The 22,872-nt window shown below is 59.3% G+C and carries 22 protein-coding genes; 19 read left to right on the forward strand and 3 right to left on the reverse strand.

Going from position 1 to position 22,872, the window contains the following annotated elements:
* The first annotated feature begins 35 nt into the window (after window positions 1-35).
* The 10 genes from lpxD (at window position 36) to ASB65_RS12890 (ending at window position 8,259) form a co-directional block, all read left to right on the forward strand.
* Complete coding sequence (gene lpxD, locus ASB65_RS12845; RefSeq protein WP_003502570.1) at window positions 36-1,103, forward strand: UDP-3-O-(3-hydroxymyristoyl)glucosamine N-acyltransferase; 1,068 nt, start codon at window positions 36-38, stop codon at window positions 1,101-1,103.
* The gene (gene fabZ / locus ASB65_RS12850) at window positions 1,096-1,563 is read left to right on the forward strand and encodes a 3-hydroxyacyl-ACP dehydratase FabZ (RefSeq protein WP_003502572.1); all 468 of its coding nucleotides are present in this window, start codon (window positions 1,096-1,098) and stop codon (window positions 1,561-1,563) included. The genes lpxD and fabZ overlap by 8 nt, the downstream gene beginning before the upstream one ends.
* Window positions 1,560-2,375 (forward strand): acyl-ACP--UDP-N-acetylglucosamine O-acyltransferase, encoded by an 816-nt coding sequence (gene lpxA / locus ASB65_RS12855; RefSeq protein WP_003502575.1) that lies wholly within the window; start codon window positions 1,560-1,562, stop codon window positions 2,373-2,375. The genes fabZ and lpxA overlap by 4 nt, the downstream gene beginning before the upstream one ends.
* 3 nt (window positions 2,376-2,378) lie before the next feature.
* Window positions 2,379-3,251, forward strand: a complete 873-nt coding sequence (locus tag ASB65_RS12860; RefSeq protein WP_060724140.1) for an LpxI family protein — start codon at window positions 2,379-2,381, stop codon at window positions 3,249-3,251.
* Between the two features lie 4 nt (window positions 3,252-3,255).
* A complete protein-coding gene (gene lpxB, locus ASB65_RS12865; protein ID WP_060724141.1) occupies window positions 3,256-4,440 on the forward strand; it encodes a lipid-A-disaccharide synthase in 1,185 nt (394 codons plus the stop codon).
* 197 nt (window positions 4,441-4,637) lie between these two features.
* The gene (locus tag ASB65_RS12870) at window positions 4,638-5,348 is read left to right on the forward strand and encodes a GntR family transcriptional regulator (protein WP_003502578.1); all 711 of its coding nucleotides are present in this window, start codon (window positions 4,638-4,640) and stop codon (window positions 5,346-5,348) included.
* Window positions 5,349-5,354: 6 nt separating this feature from the next.
* Complete coding sequence (locus ASB65_RS12875) at window positions 5,355-6,140, forward strand: transporter substrate-binding domain-containing protein (protein ID WP_003502579.1); 786 nt, start codon at window positions 5,355-5,357, stop codon at window positions 6,138-6,140.
* A 79-nt stretch (window positions 6,141-6,219) separates the two neighbouring features.
* Window positions 6,220-6,891 carry an amino acid ABC transporter permease gene (locus ASB65_RS12880; RefSeq protein ID WP_020012427.1) on the forward strand — a complete coding sequence of 224 codons (672 nt, stop codon included), beginning with the start codon at window positions 6,220-6,222 and terminating at the stop codon, window positions 6,889-6,891.
* Complete coding sequence (locus ASB65_RS12885; protein ID WP_060724142.1) at window positions 6,888-7,547, forward strand: amino acid ABC transporter permease; 660 nt, start codon at window positions 6,888-6,890, stop codon at window positions 7,545-7,547. The genes ASB65_RS12880 and ASB65_RS12885 overlap by 4 nt, the downstream gene beginning before the upstream one ends.
* Window positions 7,525-8,259: an amino acid ABC transporter ATP-binding protein gene (locus tag ASB65_RS12890; RefSeq protein WP_060724143.1), complete on the forward strand. Its 735-nt coding sequence runs from the start codon at window positions 7,525-7,527 to the stop codon at window positions 8,257-8,259. The genes ASB65_RS12885 and ASB65_RS12890 overlap by 23 nt, the downstream gene beginning before the upstream one ends.
* A 76-nt stretch (window positions 8,260-8,335) precedes the next feature.
* Here the strand turns inward: ASB65_RS12890 and gltA are convergent, their stop codons facing one another.
* The gene (gene gltA / locus ASB65_RS12895; protein ID WP_003502585.1) at window positions 8,336-9,625 is read right to left on the reverse strand and encodes a citrate synthase; all 1,290 of its coding nucleotides are present in this window, start codon (window positions 9,623-9,625) and stop codon (window positions 8,336-8,338) included.
* A 306-nt stretch (window positions 9,626-9,931) separates the two neighbouring features.
* Here gltA and ASB65_RS12900 point away from each other — a divergent pair, with 306 nt between their 5' ends.
* On the forward strand, window positions 9,932-12,364 hold the full coding sequence (locus ASB65_RS12900) for a ComEC/Rec2 family competence protein (RefSeq protein WP_060724144.1): 2,433 nt from the start codon (window positions 9,932-9,934) through the stop codon (window positions 12,362-12,364).
* Window positions 12,365-12,383: 19 nt separating this feature from the next.
* On the opposite strand, the gene ASB65_RS12905 is transcribed toward ASB65_RS12900, so the two are convergent.
* Window positions 12,384-13,061 (reverse strand): glutathione S-transferase family protein, encoded by a 678-nt coding sequence (locus tag ASB65_RS12905; RefSeq protein ID WP_003502589.1) that lies wholly within the window; start codon window positions 13,059-13,061, stop codon window positions 12,384-12,386.
* A gap of 400 nt (window positions 13,062-13,461) precedes the next feature.
* Window positions 13,462-14,184 carry a transcriptional repressor LexA gene (gene lexA / locus ASB65_RS12910; protein WP_060724145.1) on the reverse strand — a complete coding sequence of 241 codons (723 nt, stop codon included), beginning with the start codon at window positions 14,182-14,184 and terminating at the stop codon, window positions 13,462-13,464.
* Between the two features lie 211 nt (window positions 14,185-14,395).
* On the opposite strand from lexA, the gene ASB65_RS12915 reads away from it, so the two are divergent.
* The 8 genes from ASB65_RS12915 to ASB65_RS12950 all read left to right on the forward strand — a co-directional run bounded on the left by ASB65_RS12915 (window position 14,396) and on the right by ASB65_RS12950 (window position 22,822).
* Complete coding sequence (locus ASB65_RS12915; RefSeq protein ID WP_060724146.1) at window positions 14,396-15,277, forward strand: VOC family protein; 882 nt, start codon at window positions 14,396-14,398, stop codon at window positions 15,275-15,277.
* A complete protein-coding gene (gene kdsA / locus ASB65_RS12920) occupies window positions 15,277-16,122 on the forward strand; it encodes a 3-deoxy-8-phosphooctulonate synthase (protein ID WP_060724147.1) in 846 nt (281 codons plus the stop codon). Before ASB65_RS12915 ends, kdsA begins: the two co-directional genes overlap by 1 nt.
* A 146-nt stretch (window positions 16,123-16,268) precedes the next feature.
* Window positions 16,269-17,543 carry a phosphopyruvate hydratase gene (gene eno / locus ASB65_RS12925; protein ID WP_003512870.1) on the forward strand — a complete coding sequence of 425 codons (1,275 nt, stop codon included), beginning with the start codon at window positions 16,269-16,271 and terminating at the stop codon, window positions 17,541-17,543.
* 304 nt (window positions 17,544-17,847) lie between these two features.
* Complete coding sequence (locus ASB65_RS12930) at window positions 17,848-18,165, forward strand: FtsB family cell division protein (protein WP_003502598.1); 318 nt, start codon at window positions 17,848-17,850, stop codon at window positions 18,163-18,165.
* Between the two features lie 153 nt (window positions 18,166-18,318).
* Entirely contained in the window at window positions 18,319-19,362 is a 1,044-nt protein-coding gene (pdhA, locus tag ASB65_RS12935) for a pyruvate dehydrogenase (acetyl-transferring) E1 component subunit alpha (protein ID WP_060724148.1), read from the forward strand.
* Window positions 19,363-19,379: 17 nt separating this feature from the next.
* Window positions 19,380-20,801, forward strand: a complete 1,422-nt coding sequence (locus ASB65_RS12940; RefSeq protein ID WP_003512876.1) for a pyruvate dehydrogenase complex E1 component subunit beta — start codon at window positions 19,380-19,382, stop codon at window positions 20,799-20,801.
* A gap of 14 nt (window positions 20,802-20,815) precedes the next feature.
* Window positions 20,816-22,165 (forward strand): pyruvate dehydrogenase complex dihydrolipoamide acetyltransferase, encoded by a 1,350-nt coding sequence (locus ASB65_RS12945; protein WP_003502605.1) that lies wholly within the window; start codon window positions 20,816-20,818, stop codon window positions 22,163-22,165.
* Window positions 22,166-22,177: 12 nt separating this feature from the next.
* Window positions 22,178-22,822 carry an SGNH/GDSL hydrolase family protein gene (locus ASB65_RS12950; protein ID WP_003502606.1) on the forward strand — a complete coding sequence of 215 codons (645 nt, stop codon included), beginning with the start codon at window positions 22,178-22,180 and terminating at the stop codon, window positions 22,820-22,822.
* The last annotated feature ends 50 nt before the right edge of the window (window positions 22,823-22,872 follow it).

The raw sequence follows: 22,872 nt of genomic DNA on the forward strand, positions 1-22,872 counted from the left end.
AACTGCAACTTTGAACGTTCTGGAGTTTCCGGCTGATGGAATACAATGCCTTTTTTCCGCCCCACGAGGGACTGCGATTGAAAGATATCGCAGATCATTTTGGGGCGGAACTGTCTGACGATGCGGCGGGAGAACGGATTATCAGGTCCGTTTCGCCGGTCTATAGGGCAAAGCCCGATCAGCTCTGCTATATTCTTTCGCGCAAGAGCCGCGATGAGCTGCAGACCTGCGAAGCTGGCGCCGTCATTTGTGATGCAGCGCTTGTAGACATGCTTCCGTCTCACACCCCCGCGCTGATATCGAAAAACCCCCACACCCTTTTTGCGCAGGTCGGTGCATTGTTGCATCCTTCCGCCATGCGACCCGGTCCGATCGCGCGGATGGACGCCGAAATTTCCCATGCTGCCCATGTCGATCCATCCGCGAAACTGGAAGCGGGCGTCATTGTCGAGGCGCTTGCCGTGATCGGAGCCGGCGCCCATATTGGCGCTGGCACGCGGATTGGCCCCGGCGTCATCATCGGGCAGGATGTGCAGATAGGGCGTGATTGCACCATTGCGGGCGGCGCAAGCGTTCTTGCCGCGCTCATCGGTAATAATGTGATTATCCACAACGGCGCGCGCATCGGTCAGGACGGTTTCGGTTATGCCCCCGGTCCACGCGGCATGCTGAAGATCGTGCAGATCGGTCGTGTCATCATTCAGGACAATGTCGAGATTGGCGCCAACACCACGATCGATCGCGGCACCATGGATGACACGGTCATTGGCGAAGGCACCAAGATCGACAATCAGGTCCAGATTGGCCACAACGTTCGTATCGGCCGCCATTGCGGCATCGTCAGCAAGGTTGGCATTGCGGGCAGCACCCGCATCGGCGACGGTGTGATGATTGGCGGCGCGGCCGGCATCAATGGCCATATCAACATTGGCGACGGCGTGCAGATTGCGGCGATGAGCGGTGTTGTAGCGGACGTACCGGCAGGCGCCCGTTATGGCGGAACGCCTGCGCGTCCAATGAAATATTTCCTGCGCGACATGGCCGAAATTCTGGCACGCGCTGAAGGGCGTGATAAAAAAACAGGAGAGAAAAACAATGACTGAAGAAACGAAGACGACGCTCGGCGCGGCTGACATTCTGGAAGTCATGAAGCTTCTGCCGCATCGTTACCCATTCCTGCTGATCGACAAGATCATCGAGATCGATGGTAACAACTCGGCGATCGGCATCAAGAACGTCACGGTCAACGAACCGCATTTCACCGGCCATTTCCCGGATCGCCCGATCATGCCGGGCGTTCTGATCGTCGAAGCCATGGCGCAGACGGCAGGCGCGATCTGCGCCCGTAGCCAGGGTGAGGGCGGTTACCTCGTCTATTTCATGACCATCGACAATGCGCGCTTTCGTAGACCCGTCGTTCCCGGTGATCGTCTGGAAATCCACGTGGTCAAGCAGCGCCAGCGCGGCAATGTTTTTAAATTCCATTGCGAGGCGAAGGTGGACGGCGCGCTGGTGGCGGAAGCCGATGTCGGCGCCATGATGATCCCCGAGGACCAGCAATGAGCACGATTGCCGCCTCGGCCAGAATTCACCCGACGGCCGTCATCGAAGACGGCGCGGTGATCGGTGAAAACGTCGTCATCGGCGCGCTGAGCTATGTCGGCGCGAAAGTCACGCTGCATGACGGTGTCTGGCTGCACAATCACGCCGTTGTTTCCGGCCGGACCGTCATCGGCCGCGGTTCGGTCGTCCATCCCATGGCGGTCATCGGCGGCACACCGCAGGCGGTTCGCCACGACGGTTCGGAAACGACGCTCGAGATCGGTGAACGCTGCGTCATGCGTGAAGGCGTGACGATGAACGCCGGCAGTTCCGATGGCAGCGGCAAGACCATTATCGGTGATGATAATCTCTTCCTCGCCAATTCGCATGTGGCGCATGATTGCCGCCTCGGCAGCCACATCATCCTGTCCAACAATGTGATGCTGGCGGGCCATGTTACCATCGAGGACCGCGCTATTCTGGGCGGGGGCTGCGCCGTGCACCAGTTCACCCGTATCGGCCGCCAGGCTTTCATCGGCGGACTGTCGGCGGTCAATTACGACGTCATTCCCTATGGCATGCTGAATGGCAACCCCGGCATTCTCGGCGGGCTGAACGTCGTCGGCATGACACGTGCAGGCATCGAGCGTGCGGATATCCACAAGGTCAGACGCGTCTACAAGGCGATTTTCGAGGCCGAAGGCACGATCCGCGGCAATGCCGCAGCCCTCGACCGCAACGACTATCTGGACTGCCCGCAGGCGCTTGAAATCCTCGATTTCATCGGCGCGGATAGCGACCGCGCGATCTCTTCGCCCAACCGGGGCAAGTGAGCCGTGACAGGCGGCGGGCGTCTCGCCATCGTGGCCGGCAGCGGCCAGCTGCCGCTTTATGTGGCGGCTGCCGCCCGTGAGATGGGCGAGAACCCTTTCATCGTGCGCTTGCGCGACGATTCCCGTTTCGACTGGAGCGGTTTCGACAATGCCGTCATCAGTGTCGGTGATGTCGCCGGGCTGGGCCGTCTGCTGCGTGAAAATCAGGTAGACCGTGTCGTGCTTTCCGGCGGCGTTGCGCGACGGCCGGAATGGCGGGAGATCCGCCCCACGGTCGGCATCCTGCTCAAACTGCCGTCCATTGTCAGGACGCTGCTGTCGAGCGGCGATGACGCCGTTTTGCAGATGGTCATCAAGATCATCGGCACACTTGGCGCAAAAGTCATCGGCGCGCACGAGATCGCGCCCGGCCTGCTGGCCGCGACAGGCCCTTTCGGTGCACAAAAGCCCGCCGAGGAAGATCTGCGTGACATACGCAAGGCGGCTGAGGCGGCACTTGCACCCGGCAAGCTGGATGTGGGGCAGGGAGCAGTCGCCGTGGGTGGCCGTATCGTCGCGCTGGAAGGCGTTGAGGGCACGGATGCCATGCTGGCGCGCGTCGCGGCATTGCGCGCCGAAGGACGTATATCCCCGCGCCGCAAGGGTGTACTCGTAAAGCTGTGCAAGCCGCAGCAGGATGTGCGCGCCGACCTGCCGACAATCGGTGTGGAAACGGTGGAGAATGCACGCAAGGCGGGATTGGCCGGCATCGCCGTCGAAGCGGGACGGGCGCTGGTGCTTGATCGCGAGGCGATGTTGAAGGCGGCCGATGAGGCGGGCATATTCGTCTGCGGCATCGATACGTCACTCGGCGGAGACATGATGGGGGAGAGTTGATCGGATGACGGCGGCATTAAAAGTGGCGGTCATTGCCGGAGAGGTATCCGGTGATCTTCTGGGTGCGGATCTGATCCGGTCGCTCAAGGCCCGATATGCGGGCCCCGTCGAGCTGGTGGGTGTCGGCGGCGATGCGCTGGAAGCACAGGGCCTGGTTTCCCTGTTCGACTATTCCGAACTCTCGATCATGGGCTTCACGCAGGTTTTGAAAAAGCTGCCGAAGCTCATTGCGCGGATCAACCAGACCGCCCAGGCAATCGCCGCTGCAAAGCCCGATATTCTGCTGATCATCGACAGTCCGGATTTCACCCATCGCGTTGCGAAGAAAGTCCGCCGGCAATTACCGCATCTGCCTGTTGTCAATTATGTCTGCCCCAGCGTCTGGGCGTGGAAGGAATATCGCGCCACCGCGATGCTGTCCTATGTCGATCATGTTCTGGCCCTGCTGCCCTTTGAGCCGGAAGCGATGCGCCGTCTCGGCGGCCCCCCGACGACCTTTGTCGGCCATCGGCTCAGCGTCGATGCCGATGTGCTCTCTGTGCGGCAGAAGCGGGCGGAACGCTCTCTGCCGGCAGATGGCCAGCCGAAAACCATCCTCCTCCTGCCGGGCTCGCGCTCCACTGAAACGACGCGGCTGATGGAGCCTTTTCAGGCGGCAGCGAGAGCTTTTGTAGAGCGCAACGGTCCGACGCGGTTTCTTTTGCCCACTGTGCCACGTCAGGAAAAACGCATCCACGAACTGGTGGCATCATGGCCGGAGGATATAAGGCCCGAAATCGGCATCGATTCCGCCTTCAAATGGAACGCGTTTGCTGAAGCCGATGCGGCCATCGCCGCTTCCGGCACGGTCATTCTGGAACTCGCACTCGCGGGTGTGCCGACCATCTCGGTCTACAAGACCGACTGGATTTTCACCATGCTGAGCAAGCGGGTGAAAACCTGGACCGGCGCCCTGCCGAACCTGATTGCCGATTACGCCATCATTCCGGAATATTTCAACGAGGTCGTCAGGGCAGGCTCGATGCTGCGCTGGGCCGAGCGTCTGTCGTCCGATACCACCGAGCGGCGGGCGATGCTCGAAGGTTATGCGCTGGTGCAGCGGCGTTTGCACACGGATGTACCGCCGGGCGAAACCGGCGCGCGCATTCTTCTCGATGTCCTCAAAAACAAGAATAGCTCCTCGGTATAATCGCAGCCATCCTGTCCTCAGGCGCCGGAAATAGCGGTTTTTCCGACAGGTTAAGCCAGCTGCCGCCTTGCCGCCAATACAGGCAGGCGAGGGGTTGGTTTTAACGCATTTGATCGTTAGGGCGGCAATGCCCAAGCTTTTATAGGGTTCGCGGCCCGCGAATTTACGTCTGGCACACCTCTTGCTTTCAATCTTGTATGCAAGATAGCCATACATCAGAAAGCGCCCAGAGCGCGGTAGAAGACGCCATCATCTCAGGCATTCTTTCCGCGCGCATCCGCCCGGGCACCCGCCTCAGCGAGAACCAGCTCGCCAGCCTTTTCAGCGTGTCGCGCACGCGCATCCGCGAGGCGATGATGCGGCTGGAGACGCGCGGCATCGTCACGGTCAGCCCGCGCCGCGGCTGGTTCGTGGTGGAGCCTTCCGCCGAAGAATCCATCAAGGTCTATGAGGCACGGCGCATCATCGAATATGGACTTTTGCGCAACCTTTCCGCCATCAGCGCGGAAGGCATAACGATCCTTGCCAATCATCTCGATGAAGAAAAGGCGGCGATTGTCAAAGGCGACCGCCAGCGCCTGACCTGCCTGATGGGCGATTTCCACATCCGCATCGCCGAAATCGCCGGAAATGACATCATCGTCGAAACGCTGCGCGACCTGACGGCCAGAACCATCCTCATCTCCATGCTCTATCAGTCCGATTTCCATGCGCAGCAATCGCATGACGGGCACTGCCGCATCTTCGAGGCGATCAAGGCGGCTGATTTTCACGGCGCCGCCGAACTCGCCATCCGCCATCTCGACGAAGTCGAAACCGGCCTCGATCTCACCCGCAGGCCGGACCCGCTCTACGAGCTTCGCAATTCGCTTTCACTGCAGCCTCTTTCCTCAAGCCCCAAGGAGTAATTCCCAATGTTTTCCAGACGTTCATTGCTTGCCATTGCCGCGATTTCCGCAACACTTGGTTTTTCGCCCGCAGCCTTTGCCGACGCGCTCGGCGATATCACTTCCCGAGGCACGATCCGCGTCGCCGTCCCGCAGGATTTTCCGCCGTTCGGCAGCGTTGGCACCGATATGGCGCCGCAGGGTTACGATATCGACGTCGCCAACCTGATCGGCGAGAAGCTCGGGGTGAAGGTCGAGCTGGTGCCGGTCACCAGCGCCAACCGCGTTCCCTATCTGCAGACCAACAAGGTCGATCTCGTCATTTCGAGCCTCGGCAAGAACCCGGACCGTGAAAAGGTTATCGATTTCTCCACCGCCTATGCGCCTTTCTTCAACGGCGTGTTCGCTCCGGACTCGCTTGCTGTCACCAAGGCGGAAGATTTGGCCGGCAAGACCATCGGCGTTACCCGTGGCGCCGTCGAGGATCTCGAACTGACCAAGGTCGCTCCCGCTGATACGACCATCAAGCGCTACGAGGACAATAACGGCACTATCTCTGCCTTCCTCGCCGGTCAGGTGGAAGCCGTCGCCACGGGCAATGTCGTGGCCGCCGCCATTCTCGCGAAGAACCCACCGAAGCGCCCCGAGCTTAAGTTCCTGATCAAAAATTCTCCCTGCTATATCGGCCTGAACAAGGAGCAGCCGGCGCTGCTGGAGAAGGTCAACGCCATCATCGCCACCGCAAAGACCGACGGTTCGCTGAACACCATCGCGCAGAAGTGGCTGAAAACCGATCTTCCGAAGGATCTGTGACCAACCCGGCAAACCATGCGCCGGTCCCGTTTGATCCCGGCCCGGCGCATGGTTTGTCCTCTTCCGAAGGAAACATCGGGTGAAATACACATTCGATTTTGGATGGCTCCTCGAATATTATCCGCAGATCGCCAAGGGTATCGCCGTCACGCTTGAATTGATCGCCGTCGGCGGCGTTCTCGGCATCGCGCTCGGCATATTCTGTGCCTGGGTGCGCGCGCTTGGCCCGAAATGGCTGCGGCCGCCGGTCGCGACCTATGTGGAACTCATTCGCAATACGCCGTTTCTCATACAATTGTTTTTTATCTTTTTCGGCCTGCCGTCGCTTGGCTTGCAACTGTCGGAACTGAGCGCTGCCAATATCGCCATGGTGGTCAATCTCGGGGCCTATAGCTGCGAGATCATTCGTGCCGGCATTCAGGCGACGCCGAAGGGGCAGTTCGAGGCCGGCGCAAGCCTTGCCATGACCCGTTTCGAAACCTTCCGCCACGTGGTGCTGGTTCCCTCCCTGCAACGAATATGGCCGGCGCTCTCCTCGCAGGTGGTAATCGTCATGCTCGGTTCGTCGGTCGTGTCGCAGATCGCCGCCGAGGACCTGACCTTCGCGGCCAATTTCATCCAGTCGCGCACCTTCCGCGCCTTCGAAGCCTACATGGTCTCCACCGTCATCTATCTCGTGCTGGCCATTCTTCTCCGGCAGGTGCTGCTGATGGGCGGCAACCTCATTTTTCCGCGCAGGAGTGTCCGATGATCGAGTTCTCCACCTGGGATATTCTCAGAAACCTGCTGCTCGCCACGCGCTGGACCGTGCTGCTCTCGCTCGTCTCCTTTGCGGGCGGCGGCTTGGTGGCGCTGCTTCTGCTCTTCATGCGCATTTCCCGGAAAAAATCGATGCGGGTTTTCGCGCGCTATTATGTCGAGCTTTTTCAGGGAACGCCGCTGCTGATGCAGCTCTTCATCGCCTTTTTCGGCCTTGGTCTTTTCGGTATCGATGTGCCGGCCTGGCTCGCGGCGGGTCTGACGCTGATCCTGTGGGCAGCAGCCTTCCTAACCGAAATCTGGCGTGGCTGCGTCGAATCTGTCGCCAAGGGGCAATGGGAGGCGTCGGCAAGCCTTGCCATGAGCCGCCTGCAGCAGATGCGTTACGTCATCCTGCCGCAGGCCATGCGGGTCGCCATTCCGCCGACCGTCGGTTTTTTCGTGCAGGTCATCAAGGGAACGGCGGTGACCTCGATCATCGGTTTCGTGGAACTGTCCAAGGCCGGCACGGTCGTCACCAACGCCACCTTCCAGCCCTTCACCGTTTATGGCCTCGTGGCCCTCATCTATTTCGCGCTGTGCTGGCCTCTGTCGAAGAGCAGCCAGATCCTCGAAAGGAAGCTCAATGTCGCTCATCGAAATCACTGAAGTCCGCAAAAGCTATGGCAGCAACGAGGTTCTGAAGGGCATCAATCTCGATGTCGAGCCGGGCGAGGTCATCGCCATCATCGGCAAGAGCGGATCGGGAAAATCGACCCTGCTTCGTTGCATCAACGGGCTCGAGACGATTTCGGCCGGTTCCATATCGGTCGCCGGCGCACAGCTTCTCGAAGACGATCTCCATCTCAAGGCACTTCGATTGAAGGTCGGCATGATCTTCCAGCAGTTCAATCTCTTCCCGCACCAGACCGTCGGCGGCAATGTCATGCTGTCACAGATGGTGGTCAAGAAGACGTCGAAACCGGAGGCGGAAGCCGTTGCCCGCAAGATGCTGGAACGGGTTGGCCTGGCGCATAAATTCGATGCCTATCCCGATGAGTTGTCAGGTGGCCAGCAACAGCGCGTCGCCATTGCCCGCGCCCTCGCCATGCAGCCGATCGCTTTGCTCTGCGATGAGATCACCTCGGCGCTCGATCCCGAACTGGTTGCGGAAGTGCTTGCCGTGGTGCGGGAACTCGCCGCCGAAGGCATGACGCTCTTGATGGTGACGCATGAAATGAAGTTCGCGCGCGACGTCTGCTCTCGCGTCGTCTTCATGCATGAGGGCAGGGTGCATGAAATTGGCCCGCCGGAAGAGGGGTTCGCCAATCCCGCAACACCCGAACTCAAGCAGTTCCTGGGCGTTGCGGCGCGCCACTAAGAACCACTCAGACGCCCAACAAAAAAGGCCGGCGGGTGAAAACCTGCCGGCCTTTGATCTCAAATGGTTTCGCGGCTTAGCGCTTGGAAACCGGAACGTAGTCGCGCTTGCCGGCGCCCGTGTAGAGCTGGCGCGGACGGCCGATGCGCTGCTGCGGATCTTCGATCATTTCGTTCCACTGTGCGATCCAGCCGACGGTACGGGCGAGAGCGAAGAGAACGGTGAACATGGTCGTGGGGAAGCCGAGCGCCTTCAGCGTGATGCCCGAATAGAAGTCGACATTCGGGTAAAGCTTCTTCTCGACGAAATAAGGATCGGAAAGGGCGATCTTTTCCAGTTCGAGCGCGACCTGCATGATCGGATCGTCGGAGTTGCCGGTGGCTTCCAGCACTTCGTACATCGTCTTCTGCATGATCTTGGCGCGCGGGTCGTAATTCTTGTAAACGCGGTGGCCAAAGCCCATCAGGCGGAACGGATCGTTCTTGTCCTTGGCGCGGGCGATATATTCCGGAATACGGTCAACCGTGCCGATCTCGTTGAGCATGTTGAGCGCCGCTTCGTTGGCGCCGCCATGAGCCGGGCCCCAGAGGCAGGCAATGCCAGCCGCAATACAGGCGAACGGGTTGGCGCCCGAAGAACCGGCAAGACGCACCGTGGAGGTGGAGGCGTTCTGCTCGTGATCGGCATGCAGGATGAAGATGCGATCCATGGCGCGGGCCAGAACCGGATCAACCTTGTAGTCCTCGCACGGTACAGCAAAGCACATGTGCAGGAAGTTGGAGGCGTAATCGAGATCGTTCTTCGGGTAAACGAAGGGCTGGCCGATATGGTACTTGTAGGCCATGGCGGCGATCGTCGGCATTTTTGCGATCATACGCAGCGAAGCGACCATGCGCTGGTGCGGATCGGTAATGTCGGTCGAGTCGTGATAGAAGGCCGAGAGAGCGCCGACCGTGCCACACATGACGGCCATCGGATGTGCGTCGCGACGATAGCCGGTGAAGAATCGGCTCATCTGCTCATGCACCATGGTGTGACGCGTGACGCGGGTGTCGAAATCCTTCTTCTGCGCAGCCGTCGGCAGTTCGCCGTAGAGCAGCAGGTAGCAGGTTTCCAGGAAGTCGCCCTGTTCGGCAAGCTGCTCGATGGGGAAACCACGGTGCAGGAGAACGCCTTCGTCACCGTCGATGTAGGTGATCTTGGATTCGCAGGAGGCCGTCGACGTGAAGCCCGGGTCGTAGGTGAAGGAGCCCGTGTGCTTGTACAGCGTGGCGATATCGACGACGCTTGGTCCAATCGTGCCTTCCCTGACCGGGAGTTCGACCTGTTTTTCGCCAAGTGTCACTGTAGCGCTTTTTTCCGTCATACTGATCCTCCGAAAACATGCGGGTGGGGGCGTTGAGACACGCCCCGCGGTTAAGCGTCTACCGATTAGCTATATGATCCTTGCGCCGATGCCAAGCTATCCAAAGGTCAAATTGTGCATTGCGGCATACGCAATTGCGTTGGTTTTCGCTTTATCATCATAGCAATTCGATCTCGGTCAACGCAGGGTTAAAGGAAAGCATTGCAATCCCTCGCATCCGCCTGCAAACCTGTTTCCGGTGCGGCAGGGGCGCAGCGCGGATTGCTTGGTCAAGGGGAAAAACAGCATTTCGGATATGCGGAAACGATGCAGGGCGGCTTGCCCGGCACGGCGGAGATTCTGTTTCCGCTACGCAGAACCGGGGATGTCGCGACATATGATACGCCCGCCCTTGTCAGCAGGCCAAAACCGCGAGCTGTCGCCTCTCAAAAAATCGCCACATGCTTCGCAGAGGAGCGTGCATTCGGCCACGATTTTCTTTTCGTGCCGGTCTTCATCGGCTGTGGTGCGATCTTCTGGTTTTCCCTCGATACCTCGCCTTCATTCCCTGTTCTGGCGATCGCATGTCTCATTGCCGCGGGCCTGGCATCCTTCACGAAATATCGTTCGGGCCTGGCAGCGACGGCCTGCGGCTTTTTCGCGCTGTTCTTGCTGGGCATGCTTTTCGCCGAGGTCGAAACGCGGCGGGTGGGAACCGTGGTGCTGGATACACCCGTCACCACTACCATTACAGGCAGGGTGACGCGCCGGGAGGTCGATGCGCGCGGGGATTGGCGATATGTGGTGCGGCTTGCCGCGACGGAGGCGCCGGCATTGTCACGCCCGCCGGAAAAGGTCTCGCTTCTCTCACGCGGGGGAGGTGAGCCTGTCGCACTGGGCGCGACCATTCGTGGTAAGGCGCGGCTTTCGCCACCATCCGGCCCGGCTTTACCGGGGCTCAACGATTTCGCCTTTGCCTCCTATTTCAGGGGCGTAGGCGCGACGGGCTTCTTTTATAAGCCGCCACAGACGGTCATATCACCCGAAGATGACGTCAGGGCCGGAACGGACTGGCTGGAATGGGCCGATATGCGGCTTTATGGCCTGCGCACCGCCATTGCGGAACGCATCCGCAACACCATCGGCGGGGACGCCGGCGCTTTTGCCGCCTCCATCGTCACCGATGAGAGACAGGCCATATCCGCCGGGACGATGGAAGCGCTGCGGCTTTCCGGCCTTGCCCATATCGTCGCCATATCCGGGCTCAACATGGCGCTGGCATCAGGCATATTCTTTGTGGGGTTGAGGCTTGCCTTCAGCCTTTTTCCGGCCTTTGCGCAGCGCTGGCCCGTCAAGAAAATCTCGGCTTTCGCCGCCCTTCTGATGACGCTTGCCTATTATCTGATTTCCGGTTTCGCCGTCTCCGCCGAACGCGCCTGGCTGATGATGTCGGTGATGCTGATCGCTGTTCTCTTCGATCAACCCTCGCTCAGTCTCAGGAATGTTGCGCTTTCCGCTCTGGTCATTCTTGCCTTGTCGCCCTCGGAAATCATGGGGCCGAGCTTCCAGATGTCCTTTGCCGCAACCATCGCGCTCGTCGCCTCCTATGCCGCCTGGAGCCGCTGGCGTGTTGATCGCGAGCGTCTGTTCATCGGGCGCAAACCGGCATGGATGACGGTGGCGCAAACGGCGGGCGCCATCATCGGCGGCGTCATCACGACCTCGTTGATCGGCGGTCTTTCGACTGCGATCTATTCCGCCGAGCATTTTCAGCGTGTCACCACCTATGGACTTTTTGCCAATCTGGCCGCCATGCCGCTCATGTCGCTGATCGTCATGCCTTTCGGCCTTGTCGCCATGCTGCTGATGCCTTTCGGGCTCGATGCTCCGTTCTTGAAGGTCATGGGTTACGGTATGGCTCTCGTGATCGAAGTTTCTCGGGAGGTGGCCTCCTGGGGAGGAAGCGCTGCGACGGGGCGGCCACATGGCTGGTTCCTGGGGCTTGCCTCCGTTGGTTTTCTGCTGCTGGCATTGTTACGCAGCCGGCTGGCGCTTCTTGGTTTGCCGTTTCTGGTCCTCGCCTTTGGCCTGTCGGCGGCCACGGCCTATCGCAATCCGCCTCATCTGCTTGTTCATGAGGATGGCATGCTGGTGGCGCTGCTGGAGGATGGCAAAGCCTACACGACGAAAACACGGCCGCAGGGTTTCGTTTATGACCAGTGGCAAAGGGCACTGCTGTTGCCGGAACAGCCAGTTCCGCCGGTCTTTCTCAAGAGCGAGGCTGCGGCAACCACCGTGGCTTTGACCAAGGCGAAGCTTGATCCGGAAAAGATGAGGGCGGTTACACGGCAGATGACGGTGGCCCTGAGAGACGCAGAGCCCGGTATTTTCACCTGCAGCAAAGGCATATGGTGTGCCGCACGCGCGGGAAGCGGCGAATGGATCATCGTTCTGGAAGATGGTCGATTTGCCGGAAAGGCTTGTGATATCGCCGATATTGTCGTCGTTTCCCGCAGAACATCCTTCTCCCAATGCCGCTCGGGCGCACTCTTGCTTAACCGCGATATCCTGCGGCGGATCGGTTCACTGGAAATAGACTTTGCCGGCAGCGATCAGGTAGCGGTAGTCGGCAGGTTGCGCGCCGCGATAGCCGGCATGGACAGGCCCTGGAGCGAACATCGCTATTACGACTGGAAAAGCGGCCGTTTTGACCATGAGGTCCCTGATGCCGTCACGCGGTTGCTGGCGGCACCACAATGAGGGCCGCCAGCCTGGATCGTCAGGCCTTGATGCGCAGATCCGTCGTCAATTCGCCGATCCCGCCGATTTCCTCTTCATGCGCCGCGTCGCGCCAGGTTTCCTTCAGTCCGGCCTCGTACCATTCGCGCATGGCGGGCAGGGCGAGCAGCCGGTCACAATAGGCTTTCGCTGCGGGCGAAAGTTCCGCGCCATAGGTCTGGAAACGGAAAGCCACCGGGCAGAAGAAGGCATCGACCGCCGTAAATTTCTGGCCGGCAAGAAAGGGCCCGCCAAATTTTGCCAAGCCTTCGCTCCACAGCGCATCAACGCGCTTTATGTCGGCCGCTAGCCCGGTATCACCACCCTTCGGTTTTACGCGAATGCCGACCGACATGGGGTAGAGATTGCGCAGCGAGAAAAAGCCCGCATGCATTTCGCTCGCAGCCGAACGCGACCAGGCTCTTGCCTGCTTATCGCTCGCCCAGACACCCTGATGTCGCTCCGCCAGATATTCGGCGATCGACAACGATTCCCAAACCGTCACGCCTTCATCAACGAGGCAAGGCACCTTGCCGGTTGGCGAAAAGGTGGAGAAGGAAACGCCTTCGCCGAAGGGAACGAGTTTTTCATCGAAAGCAATGCCGAGCGTGCGCATCAATACCCATGGCCGCAGTGACCATGAGGAATAGTTCTTGTTGGCGATATAAAGATCGTACATGGCGTGTTCCCCGATATGATGCGCATTTCTATACCGGCGGATGGGCCCAGGAATATTGCAAATAATCCATGGCTCCCATAAGCCGCATTGATGAGTGGGGCAGGAAGAAAAGAAGCACCTGTACGTCACCATTCGGAGATGACGGCGAAACACATCGCGGCGAGACTGATGACCTGCATCCTTTCTCAACGAAATTAAGGATGCCCATTTTCAATCATCTGTTTCTTACCGCTGCCTGCTGGCCTTCGCGATAAAAGATGTGCGGACCTGCCAGACGATGTCGTTTCTCACTTATGCAGAGCCGCATCGTTCCAAGGAGCAAGCTGCAATGCTCCATAAGGGGAGCGCCATAATCTTGATGGTGCCCGCAGCAAAAGGAATTGCGGCCCCATGCCTTGAATCAATGGTAACGGCGGATCAGCCCTACCAGCTTGCCCTGGATTTTCACCCGGTCCGGTCCAAAAATACGCGTTTCATAGGCTGGGTTTGCCGCCTCGAGCGCAATGGAGGCGCCCTTGCGACGGAAACGCTTCAGGGTGGCTTCCTCATCATCCACCAGCGCTACGACGATATCACCCGGATTCGCCGTATTGCCATTGCGGATGATGACGGTATCGCCATCAAAAATGCCGGCCTCGATCATCGAGTCGCCCTTGACCTCAAGAGCGTAATGTTCGCCCGAACCGAGCATATCAACAGGCACGGCCACATCGTGGGTATTGTTCTGGATGGCGGAAATCGGCACACCGGCGGCAATGCGGCCCATGACCGGCACGGTGACGGCCCCGACGAGATCATTGGCCGGCGTCTTGGGGGCAGGGGCCGCTTCCGGCGCCTTGGCCTTGCCAAGGCTGCCTTCGATGACGCTCGGCGAAAAGCCGCGCTGCGGCCTTGCACCCGGCGTATAGGCCTCAGGCAGCTTGATGACTTCCAGCGCTCGCGCTCTATTTGGTAGCCGGCGAATAAACCCGCGCTCTTCGAGGGCGGTGATCAGGCGGTGGATGCCAGATTTCGAGGCAAGATCGAGTGCGTCCTTCATTTCATCGAAGGATGGCGGCACGCCGGACTCTTTCATTCGTTCATGAATGAAGAGAAGCAATTCCTGCTGTTTGCGCGTGAGCATGAGGAAAACACCCTTTAGAATCGTAGTGGAAGTCGCGAAACAAATACAGAACGAACACTATATGTTCCATATGTGTTCTGCAATCCCCTAAAATTTCGTGAAGGTGCTATCTGTTGCTGTGATGATTTGCCTCATAGCACGCAATTGTGCTTTTGTGCGGTCAAAACCGTCCCGGCATGCTCCGGGCGGAAGGCCAGCAGGATACATTTTCATGACGAAACCCTATAGCGTTGACCATCTCGTTTTGCCCGTGGAAGTCATAGGCGTCGCCGTGAAGCGCCTCGTCAGTCTTGGCTTTACGGTTGCGCCGGAGGCTCTGCACCCTTTCGGCACCCAAAATGCCTGCGTATTTTTCGCCGATGGCACCTATCTGGAGCCGCTCGCAATTGCTGATCCGGCTAAATATAATGTGTCAATAGAGAGGGGTGATGTGTTCACCGGCAGGGATGTGGCCTTCCGGCAACGGGACGGGCAGGAGGGTTTTTCGGCTCTTGTCGCCAGGACTGAAGACGCCTTGGTTGACCATGAGCGGTTTCGGGCAGCCGGCCTTTCGGCTGGCGATGTTTTCGAGTTTTCGCGGCCTGTTCGGATGCCGGATGGCTCGCAAGGCGAGGCGGCGTTCCGGCTGGCTTTTGCGGCAAGCGGGGCGGCCGCGGATTTCTTTTTGTTCAGTTGTCAACGGCTTCAAGCCCTTCCGGGCGATCGCACCATGCTGGAGCGCCACGCCAATGGTGTCACCGGCCTCAGTGAAATCGTCCTGTTTACCGGCGGCGATGCGAAGGTGGCGGGCCTGATCGAGACGGTGTTTGGCTGTGAAGGCAAATGGTCTCCGGGCGGTGATATGGTTTTCGCGACCGACAATGCCAGCATCAGATTGACCGGAAAACCGGCTTTCAGCGGGCAAGCCCTGAATGCTCAGGATGGCAACGAAGGCGGATTGCGCGGCGCGGGCATTGTCTTTTCGTCACACGATCTTGCCGTGACAGAGGCGGTGCTTGCTGCTAATGGCGTGTCCTGCGCAAAAGCGGACGGCCGTCTGGTGGTGCCCGCAGCACCCGGTCAGGGTGTTGCCTTCGCCTTCGAGGAAAAATGATGAGCGTTACGAACAATCTTAAAGTCACCGCCGGCGATGGCGCCAGCAAGGTTTCATTCTCGAATGCCGAGCGGTTTTCGCTGATTGCCGGTCCGTGCCAGATGGAAAGCCGCGAACATGCCTTCATGATCGCTGGCGTCCTGAAGGAGCTTTGCGACAAGCTGGGAATAGGGCTTGTCTACAAGTCCTCTTTCGACAAGGCGAACCGCACTTCGCTTTCCGGAAAACGCGGCATCGGTTTGGATAACGCGATGCAGGTTTTTGCCGATCTCAAGAAGGAATTCGGTTTTCCTGTTCTGACCGACATCCACACGGAAGAGCAATGCGCCATCGTTTCCGAGGTGGTGGACGTGCTGCAGATCCCGGCGTTCCTCAGCCGCCAGACCGATCTTCTCGTTGCTGCCGCCAAAACCGGCCGCGTCATCAACGTCAAGAAAGGCCAGTTTCTGGCGCCTTGGGACATGAAGAACGTGCTTGCCAAGCTCAATGAGAGCGGCAATCCGAATGTGATGTTGTGCGAGCGCGGCGCGTCCTTCGGTTACAACACGCTGGTTTCCGACATGCGCTCTTTGCCGATCATGGCAGCGCTCGGCGCACCTGTCGTGTTCGATGCCACCCATTCGGTGCAGCAACCGGGCGGGCAGGGCGGCTCCACAGGTGGCCAGCGCGAATTCGTCGAGACGTTGGCGCGTGCGGCCGTTGCGGTTGGCGTGGCCGGCCTCTTCATCGAGACCCATGAGGATCCGGACAATGCGCCGTCAGACGGCCCTAACATGGTCCACTTGAAGGACATGCCGAAACTGCTCGAAAAGCTTCTGGCTTTCGACGCGATTACGAAAGCCTGATCGGCTGACCGTGACGGCGGGCACTTTTGTGCCAATCGATTTTAATGGCGGGCGGGCCGTTCCGCTGCCCCCCGTCATTGTAATTTTTTCGCCATCGTCTAAGACAGGCGACGGAAAATATCTGTTCCATTCCCAAGGGAGAGACCATGACTGCCATTACCGATATCATCGCGCGCGAAATTCTCGACAGCCGCGGCAATCCGACCGTTGAAGTCGACGTTTATCTCGAAGACGGCTCCATGGGCCGTGCCGCCGTTCCCTCCGGCGCCTCCACCGGCGCGCATGAGGCGGTTGAGCTGCGCGATGGCGGCAAGCGTTATCTCGGCAAGGGCGTGGAGAAGGCGGTCGAAGCCGTCAATACAGAAATCTTCGACGCCATCGGCGGTTTCGACGCTGAAAACCAGATCCAGATCGACCAGATGATGATCGCGCTCGACGGCACGCCGAACAAGTCGCGCATCGGCGCCAACGCCATCCTCGGCGTGTCGCTCGCCGTTGCGAAGGCTGCCGCTGAAGCCTCCGGCCTGCCGCTTTACCGTTATGTCGGCGGCCCGAACGCGCATCTGCTGCCGGTTCCGATGATGAACATCATCAACGGCGGCGCGCATGCCGATAACCCCATCGATTTCCAGGAATTCATGATCCTGCCGGTCGGCGCAGAAAACATTCGCGAAGCCGTGCGCATGGGCTCCGAAGTCTTCCATACGCTGAAAAAAGAACTGTCCGCACAGGGCCACAACACCAATGTCGGCGATGAGGGCGGTTTTGCACCGGGTCTCGAAAGCGCGCCGGCAGCACTCGATTTCATCATGAAGTCGATCGAAAAGGCTGGCTACCGTCCAGGCGACGACATGTTCATCGGTCTCGACTGTGCGGCGACCGAATTCTTCAAGAACGGCAATTACGTTTATGAAGGCGAAGGCAAGACCCGTTCGCCGATCGAGCAGGCCGAATACCTGGCCGAACTCGTGGCGAAATATCCGATCATCTCCGTTGAAGACGGCATGGCTGAAGACGACTGGGATGGCTGGAAGGCGCTGACCGATCTCATTGGCAACAAGTGCCAGCTGGTGGGCGACGATCTTTTCGTCACCAACTCCGCCCGCCTTCGCGACGGTATCAAGATGGGTGTCGCCAACTCCATCCTCGTCAAGGTCAACCAGATCGGTTCGCTTTCCGAGACGCTGGACGCAGTCGAAACGGCGCACAAGGCAGGTTATACCGCCGTCATGTCGCACCGTTCGGGCGAAACGGAAGATTCCACCATCGCCGATCTCGCGGTCGCAACCAACTGCGGTCAGATCAAGACCGGCTCGCTTGCCCGTTCCGACCGGCTCGCAAAGTACAACCAGCTTATCCGCATTGAAGAAATGCTGGGCCCGCAGGCTGCTTACGCGGGTCGTTCGATCCTGCGCGGGTAATCCGCGTTCAGGTTTGGTGACGTGGCCCGCCGCTTGGCGGCTGAGGTTGGTGAAAGACGTGTCCACGCATGAGACGTCATCCTTGGGCCTGACCAGAGAATCCACCTTCCAAACCACTTATGGATCCTCGCCTCAAGGGCGAGGATGACGCAGTGGAGAGGAAAGCTCTCTTTGCAAACCGAGCCCGCCTTCCGGCGGGCTTTTTTGTGCCTATTCGCAGACGCGAAATTTAAGGTCAACGGATAGTTAAACAATCCGGCTTAGTCTCAGAATCACGTTGTGCGTTTTAAGGCTTCTCTCCGGCATGTGGACCAGACATCATAAAAAGAGACGATTCGGCCGTTTGATCGTTCCGGCCATCACGATCGCTTTTCTTTCCTATTTCGGGTATCATTCCATTCATGGCGACTTCGGCCTGCAGGCGACGGAGCGGCTGGAGCGGCAGCGCATTACCCGCACCGCGGAGCTCGCAAAGCTCACGCAGGCGCGCGTGGCGCTTGAGCGGCAGGTGGAATTGATGAGCGACGGCTCGCTTGAGCGGGACATGATCGACGAGATTTCGCGCTATCAGCTCAATATGTCCCGTACGGACGAAATTGTCATCATGAATACCTACTTCTAATTAACCGAAATCAAGTTAATTAATGATTTGTGATTTATTCACAGCACTTTAGCGTGAATATGTGCCATGCGTTTAAAGCATTGCTGCATGGCATTTTCTTGCATATGGTACGCGCCACTCTATCCATTCAAACGGCAACTCAGGGAGGGATGAATGGCGCCGCGAAAACCAGCGACCGTATCCGGCCGCAAGACAACGGCAAAGGCTGCAACCGAATTTACCGGCAAGAACAGCCCGGACTTCTCGAAGGAAGAAGAGCTTCACGCTTATCGTGAAATGCTTCTTATCCGCCGTTTCGAAGAAAAGGCCGGCCAGCTTTATGGCATGGGCTTCATCGGTGGTTTCTGTCACCTCTACATCGGTCAGGAAGCCGTTGTTGTTGGCATGCAGATGTCGCAGAAGGAAGGCGATCAGGTCATCACCGCTTACCGTGACCACGGCCACATGCTCGCTCTGGGCATGAGCGCGCGTGGCGTCATGGCCGAGTTGACCGGCCGCAGGGGCGGCTTGTCGAAAGGCAAGGGCGGCTCCATGCACATGTTCTCCAAGGAGAAGCATTTCTACGGCGGTCACGGCATCGTCGGTGCGCAGGTTTCGCTCGGAACCGGTCTTGCCTTCGCCAATAAATATCGCGGCAACGACAATGTCTCCGTGACCTATTTCGGTGACGGCGCCGCCAACCAGGGTCAGGTCTACGAGAGCTTCAACATGGCCGCTCTCTGGAAACTGCCGATCATCTATATCGTTGAAAACAACCGTTACGCCATGGGCACCTCGACCGCCCGCGCCACCGCCCAGTCGAACTATTCGCTGCGCGGCCAGTCCTTCGGCATTCCCGGCATCCAGGTGGATGGCATGGATGTGCGCGCCGTAAAGGCAGCCGCCGATCAGGCGCTGGAACATTGCCGCTCCGGCAAGGGTCCGATCATTCTGGAAATGCTGACCTACCGTTACCGTGGTCACTCCATGTCCGACCCGGCGAAATACCGTTCGAAAGACGAAGTGCAGAAGATGCGCTCCGAACATGACCCGATTGAGCAGGTCAAGGCACGGCTTCTGGAGCAGGGCTGGGCAAGCGAAGACGAACTCAAGGCCATCGACAAGGATGTCCGTGATATCGTCGCCGATAGCGCAGACTTCGCCCAGAACGACCCAGAGCCGGATGTATCCGAGCTCTACACCGACATTCTGCTCTGATCGGGAAAGGGAAACCCATGCCAGTAGAAATTCTTATGCCCGCCCTTTCCCCGACCATGGAGGAAGGCACGCTTTCCAAATGGCTTAAAAAGGAAGGCGACAAGGTCACTTCCGGTGACGTGATTGCCGAGATCGAGACCGACAAGGCGACCATGGAAGTGGAAGCTGTGGATGAAGGTGTTATCGGCAAGCTGCTGATCGACGCCGGCACCGAAGGCGTCAAGGTCAACACGCCGATCGCCGTTCTCATCCAGGAAGGCGAAAGCGCTGCCGACATCTCTTCTTCCGCCAAGAAGGAAGAGCCGAAGGCTGAAGCTGCAAATTCCGATTCGGATGCCGCAGGCGGCAAGACCCGCGAAGCATCCGAGGAGCCGAGCGCTGCCAAGGAAGCCGCAAAGGTTCCGGCAGCACCTAAGATCGAAGTCGCTGCCGATCCGGATATTCCTGAAGGCACCGAAATGGTGATGACGACGGTGCGTGAAGCGCTGCGCGACGCCATGGCCGAAGAAATGCGCGCCGACGAAAAAGTCTTCGTCATGGGTGAGGAAGTCGCCGAATATCAGGGCGCCTACAAGATTACCCAAGGCCTGTTGCAGGAATTCGGCGAGCGCCGCGTCATCGACACCCCGATCACCGAGCACGGTTTTGCCGGTATCGGCGTCGGTGCGGCAATGACGGGCCTGCGGCCCATCGTCGAATTCATGACCTTCAACTTCGCCATGCAGGCGATCGACCAGATCGTCAACTCGGCTGCGAAGACGCTTTACATGTCGGGCGGCCAGATGGGTGCGCCGATGGTGTTCCGTGGCCCCTCGGGTGCTGCTGCCCGCGTTGGCGCTCAGCATTCGCAATGTTACGCCGCATGGTACAGCCATATTCCGGGCCTCAAGGTCGTCATGCCCTACACGGCAGCGGACGCCAAGGGTCTCCTGAAGGCAGCCATCCGTGACCCGAACCCGGTCATCTTCCTTGAGAATGAAATTCTCTACGGCCAGAGCTTCGAAGTGCCGAAGCTCGACGATTTCGTGCTGCCTATCGGCAAGGCGCGCATTCACCGCAAGGGCAAGGATGCGACGATCGTTTCCTTCGGCATCGGCATGACCTACGCAATCAAGGCGGTTGCGGAACTCGAAAAGCTCGGCATCGACGTCGAACTGATCGACCTTCGCACCATCCGTCCGATGGATCTGCCCACCGTCATCGAATCGGTCAAGAAGACCGGTCGTCTGGTCACGGTCGAGGAAGGTTTCCCGCAGTCATCGGTCGGTGACTTCATCGCCAACCAGGTCATGCGCGCCGCTTTCGACTATCTCGATGCGCCGATCCTGACGATCGCCGGCAAGGACGTTCCAATGCCTTACGCGGCAAACCTCGAAAAGCTGGCTCTGCCCAACGTCGATGAAGTCGTTCAGGCCGTCAAAACCGTCTGCTACAAGTAAGGGGAGGCGTTTCGATGCCGATAAACATCACCATGCCTGCCCTTTCTCCCACCATGGAAGAGGGCAATCTGGCCAAGTGGCTGGTCAAGGAAGGCGACAAGGTCGCACCCGGTGACGTGATTGCCGAGATCGAGACCGACAAGGCGACCATGGAAGTGGAAGCCGTCGATGAGGGCACGGTCGCCAAGCTGGTCGTTCCCGCCGGCACTGAAGCGGTCAAGGTCAACGCCCTGATCGCCATCCTCGCTGCGGAAGGCGAAGATGTCGCCGAGGCGGCACAGGGCGGCAATGCCGCGCCTGCTCCGTCTCAGGCCAAAGCCGAGGCACCGAAGGAAGAGAAGAGCGAAGCTGCGCCAGTCAAAGCTGAAAAGCCTGTAGCCGATCAGGCAGCCGCAGCTTCCACACCGGCTCCGGTGGCAAAGTCTGGTGAGCGCATTTTCGCTTCGCCGCTTGCCCGTCGTCTTGCCAAGGAAGCCGGTCTCGACCTCACGGCCGTCTCCGGGTCCGGCCCGCATGGCCGCATCGTCAAGACCGACGTGGAAAAGGCTGCCGCTTCCGGTGGTGCGAAGGCAGCTCCTGCCGCCGCAGCATCCGCAGGCGCACCGGCTCCGGCACTTGCCAAGGGTCCGTCCGACGAAGCCGTTCTCAAGCTGTTCGAGCCGGGTTCCTACGAGCTGGTGCCGCATGACGGCATGCGCAAGGTCATTGCCAAGCGTCTGGTCGAATCCAAGCAGACCGTTCCGCATTTCTACGTTTCCGTGGATTGCGAACTGGATACGCTTCTGGCGCTGCGCGCCCAGCTCAACGCCGCCGCTCCCGAAAAGGACGGCAAGCCCGCCTACAAGCTTTCGGTCAACGACATGGTCATCAAGGCGCTGGCTCTCGCGCTGCGCGACGTGCCTGATGCCAACGTCTCCTGGACGGAAAGCAACATGGTCAAGCACAAGCATTCGGATGTCGGCGTTGCCGTTTCCATTCCGGGTGGCCTGATTACGCCGATCATCCGCAAGGCGGAAGAGAAGTCGCTCTCCACCATCTCCAACGAGATGAAGGACTACGGCAAGCGCGCGAAAGAGCGCAAGCTGAAGCCCGAGGAGTATCAGGGCGGCACAACGGCCGTGTCCAACATGGGCATGATGGGCGTCAAGAGCTTCTCCGCCGTCATCAACCCGCCGCATGCCACCATCCTGGCTGTCGGTGCGGGCGAACAGCGCGCTGTCGTGAAGAACGGCGAGATCAAGATCGCCAATGTCATGACGGTCACGCTTTCCACTGACCACCGCTGCGTCGATGGCGCGCTCGGAGCCGAACTGATCGGCGCCTTCAAGCGCTACATCGAAAACCCGATGGGCATGCTGGTTTGATCGGAGAATAACATGGTGAAGTCGGTCCTCTGCTTTGGCGATTCCCTGACCTGGGGATCTGATGCGGAAACGGGTGGCCGGCACAGCCATGACGATCTTTGGCCGAGCGTCTTGCAGAAGGCGCTCGGTTCCGACGTGCATGTGATCCATGAGGGTCTTGGCGGCCGCACCACCGCCTATGACGACCTGACGGCCGATTGCGACCGCAACGGCGCGCGGCTTCTGCCGACGCTGCTGCACAGCCATGCGCCGCTTGATCTCGTCATCATCATGCTCGGCACCAACGACATGAAACCGTCGATCCACGGCTCGGCGATTGTCGCCATGAAGGGTATCGAGCGGCTGGTGAAGCTCACGCGCAACCATGTCTGGCAAGTTACGGACTGGGAAGCGCCTGACGTGCTGATCGTCGCGCCACCGCAACTCAGTGAGACGGCAAACCCTGTCATGGGCGCGATCTTTCGCGATGCAATCGATGAGTCGGCGATGCTGGCTTCCGTTTACCGGGACCTTGCCGACGACCTCGACTGCGGATTTTTCGATGCCGGGTCTGTCGCCCGCACGACGCCGGTGGACGGCGTCCATCTCGATGCTGAAAACACGCGGGCCATCGGGCGCGGGCTGGAGCCTGTCGTCCGCATGATGCTCGGACTTTGACACTCATTCTCGTTTCGGGGCGGTTTGCCGTCACCCGAATAAGACAAGGC

The organism is Agrobacterium tumefaciens str. B6 (assembly GCF_001541315.1).
Taxonomy (GTDB): Bacteria; Pseudomonadota; Alphaproteobacteria; order Rhizobiales; family Rhizobiaceae; genus Agrobacterium; species Agrobacterium radiobacter.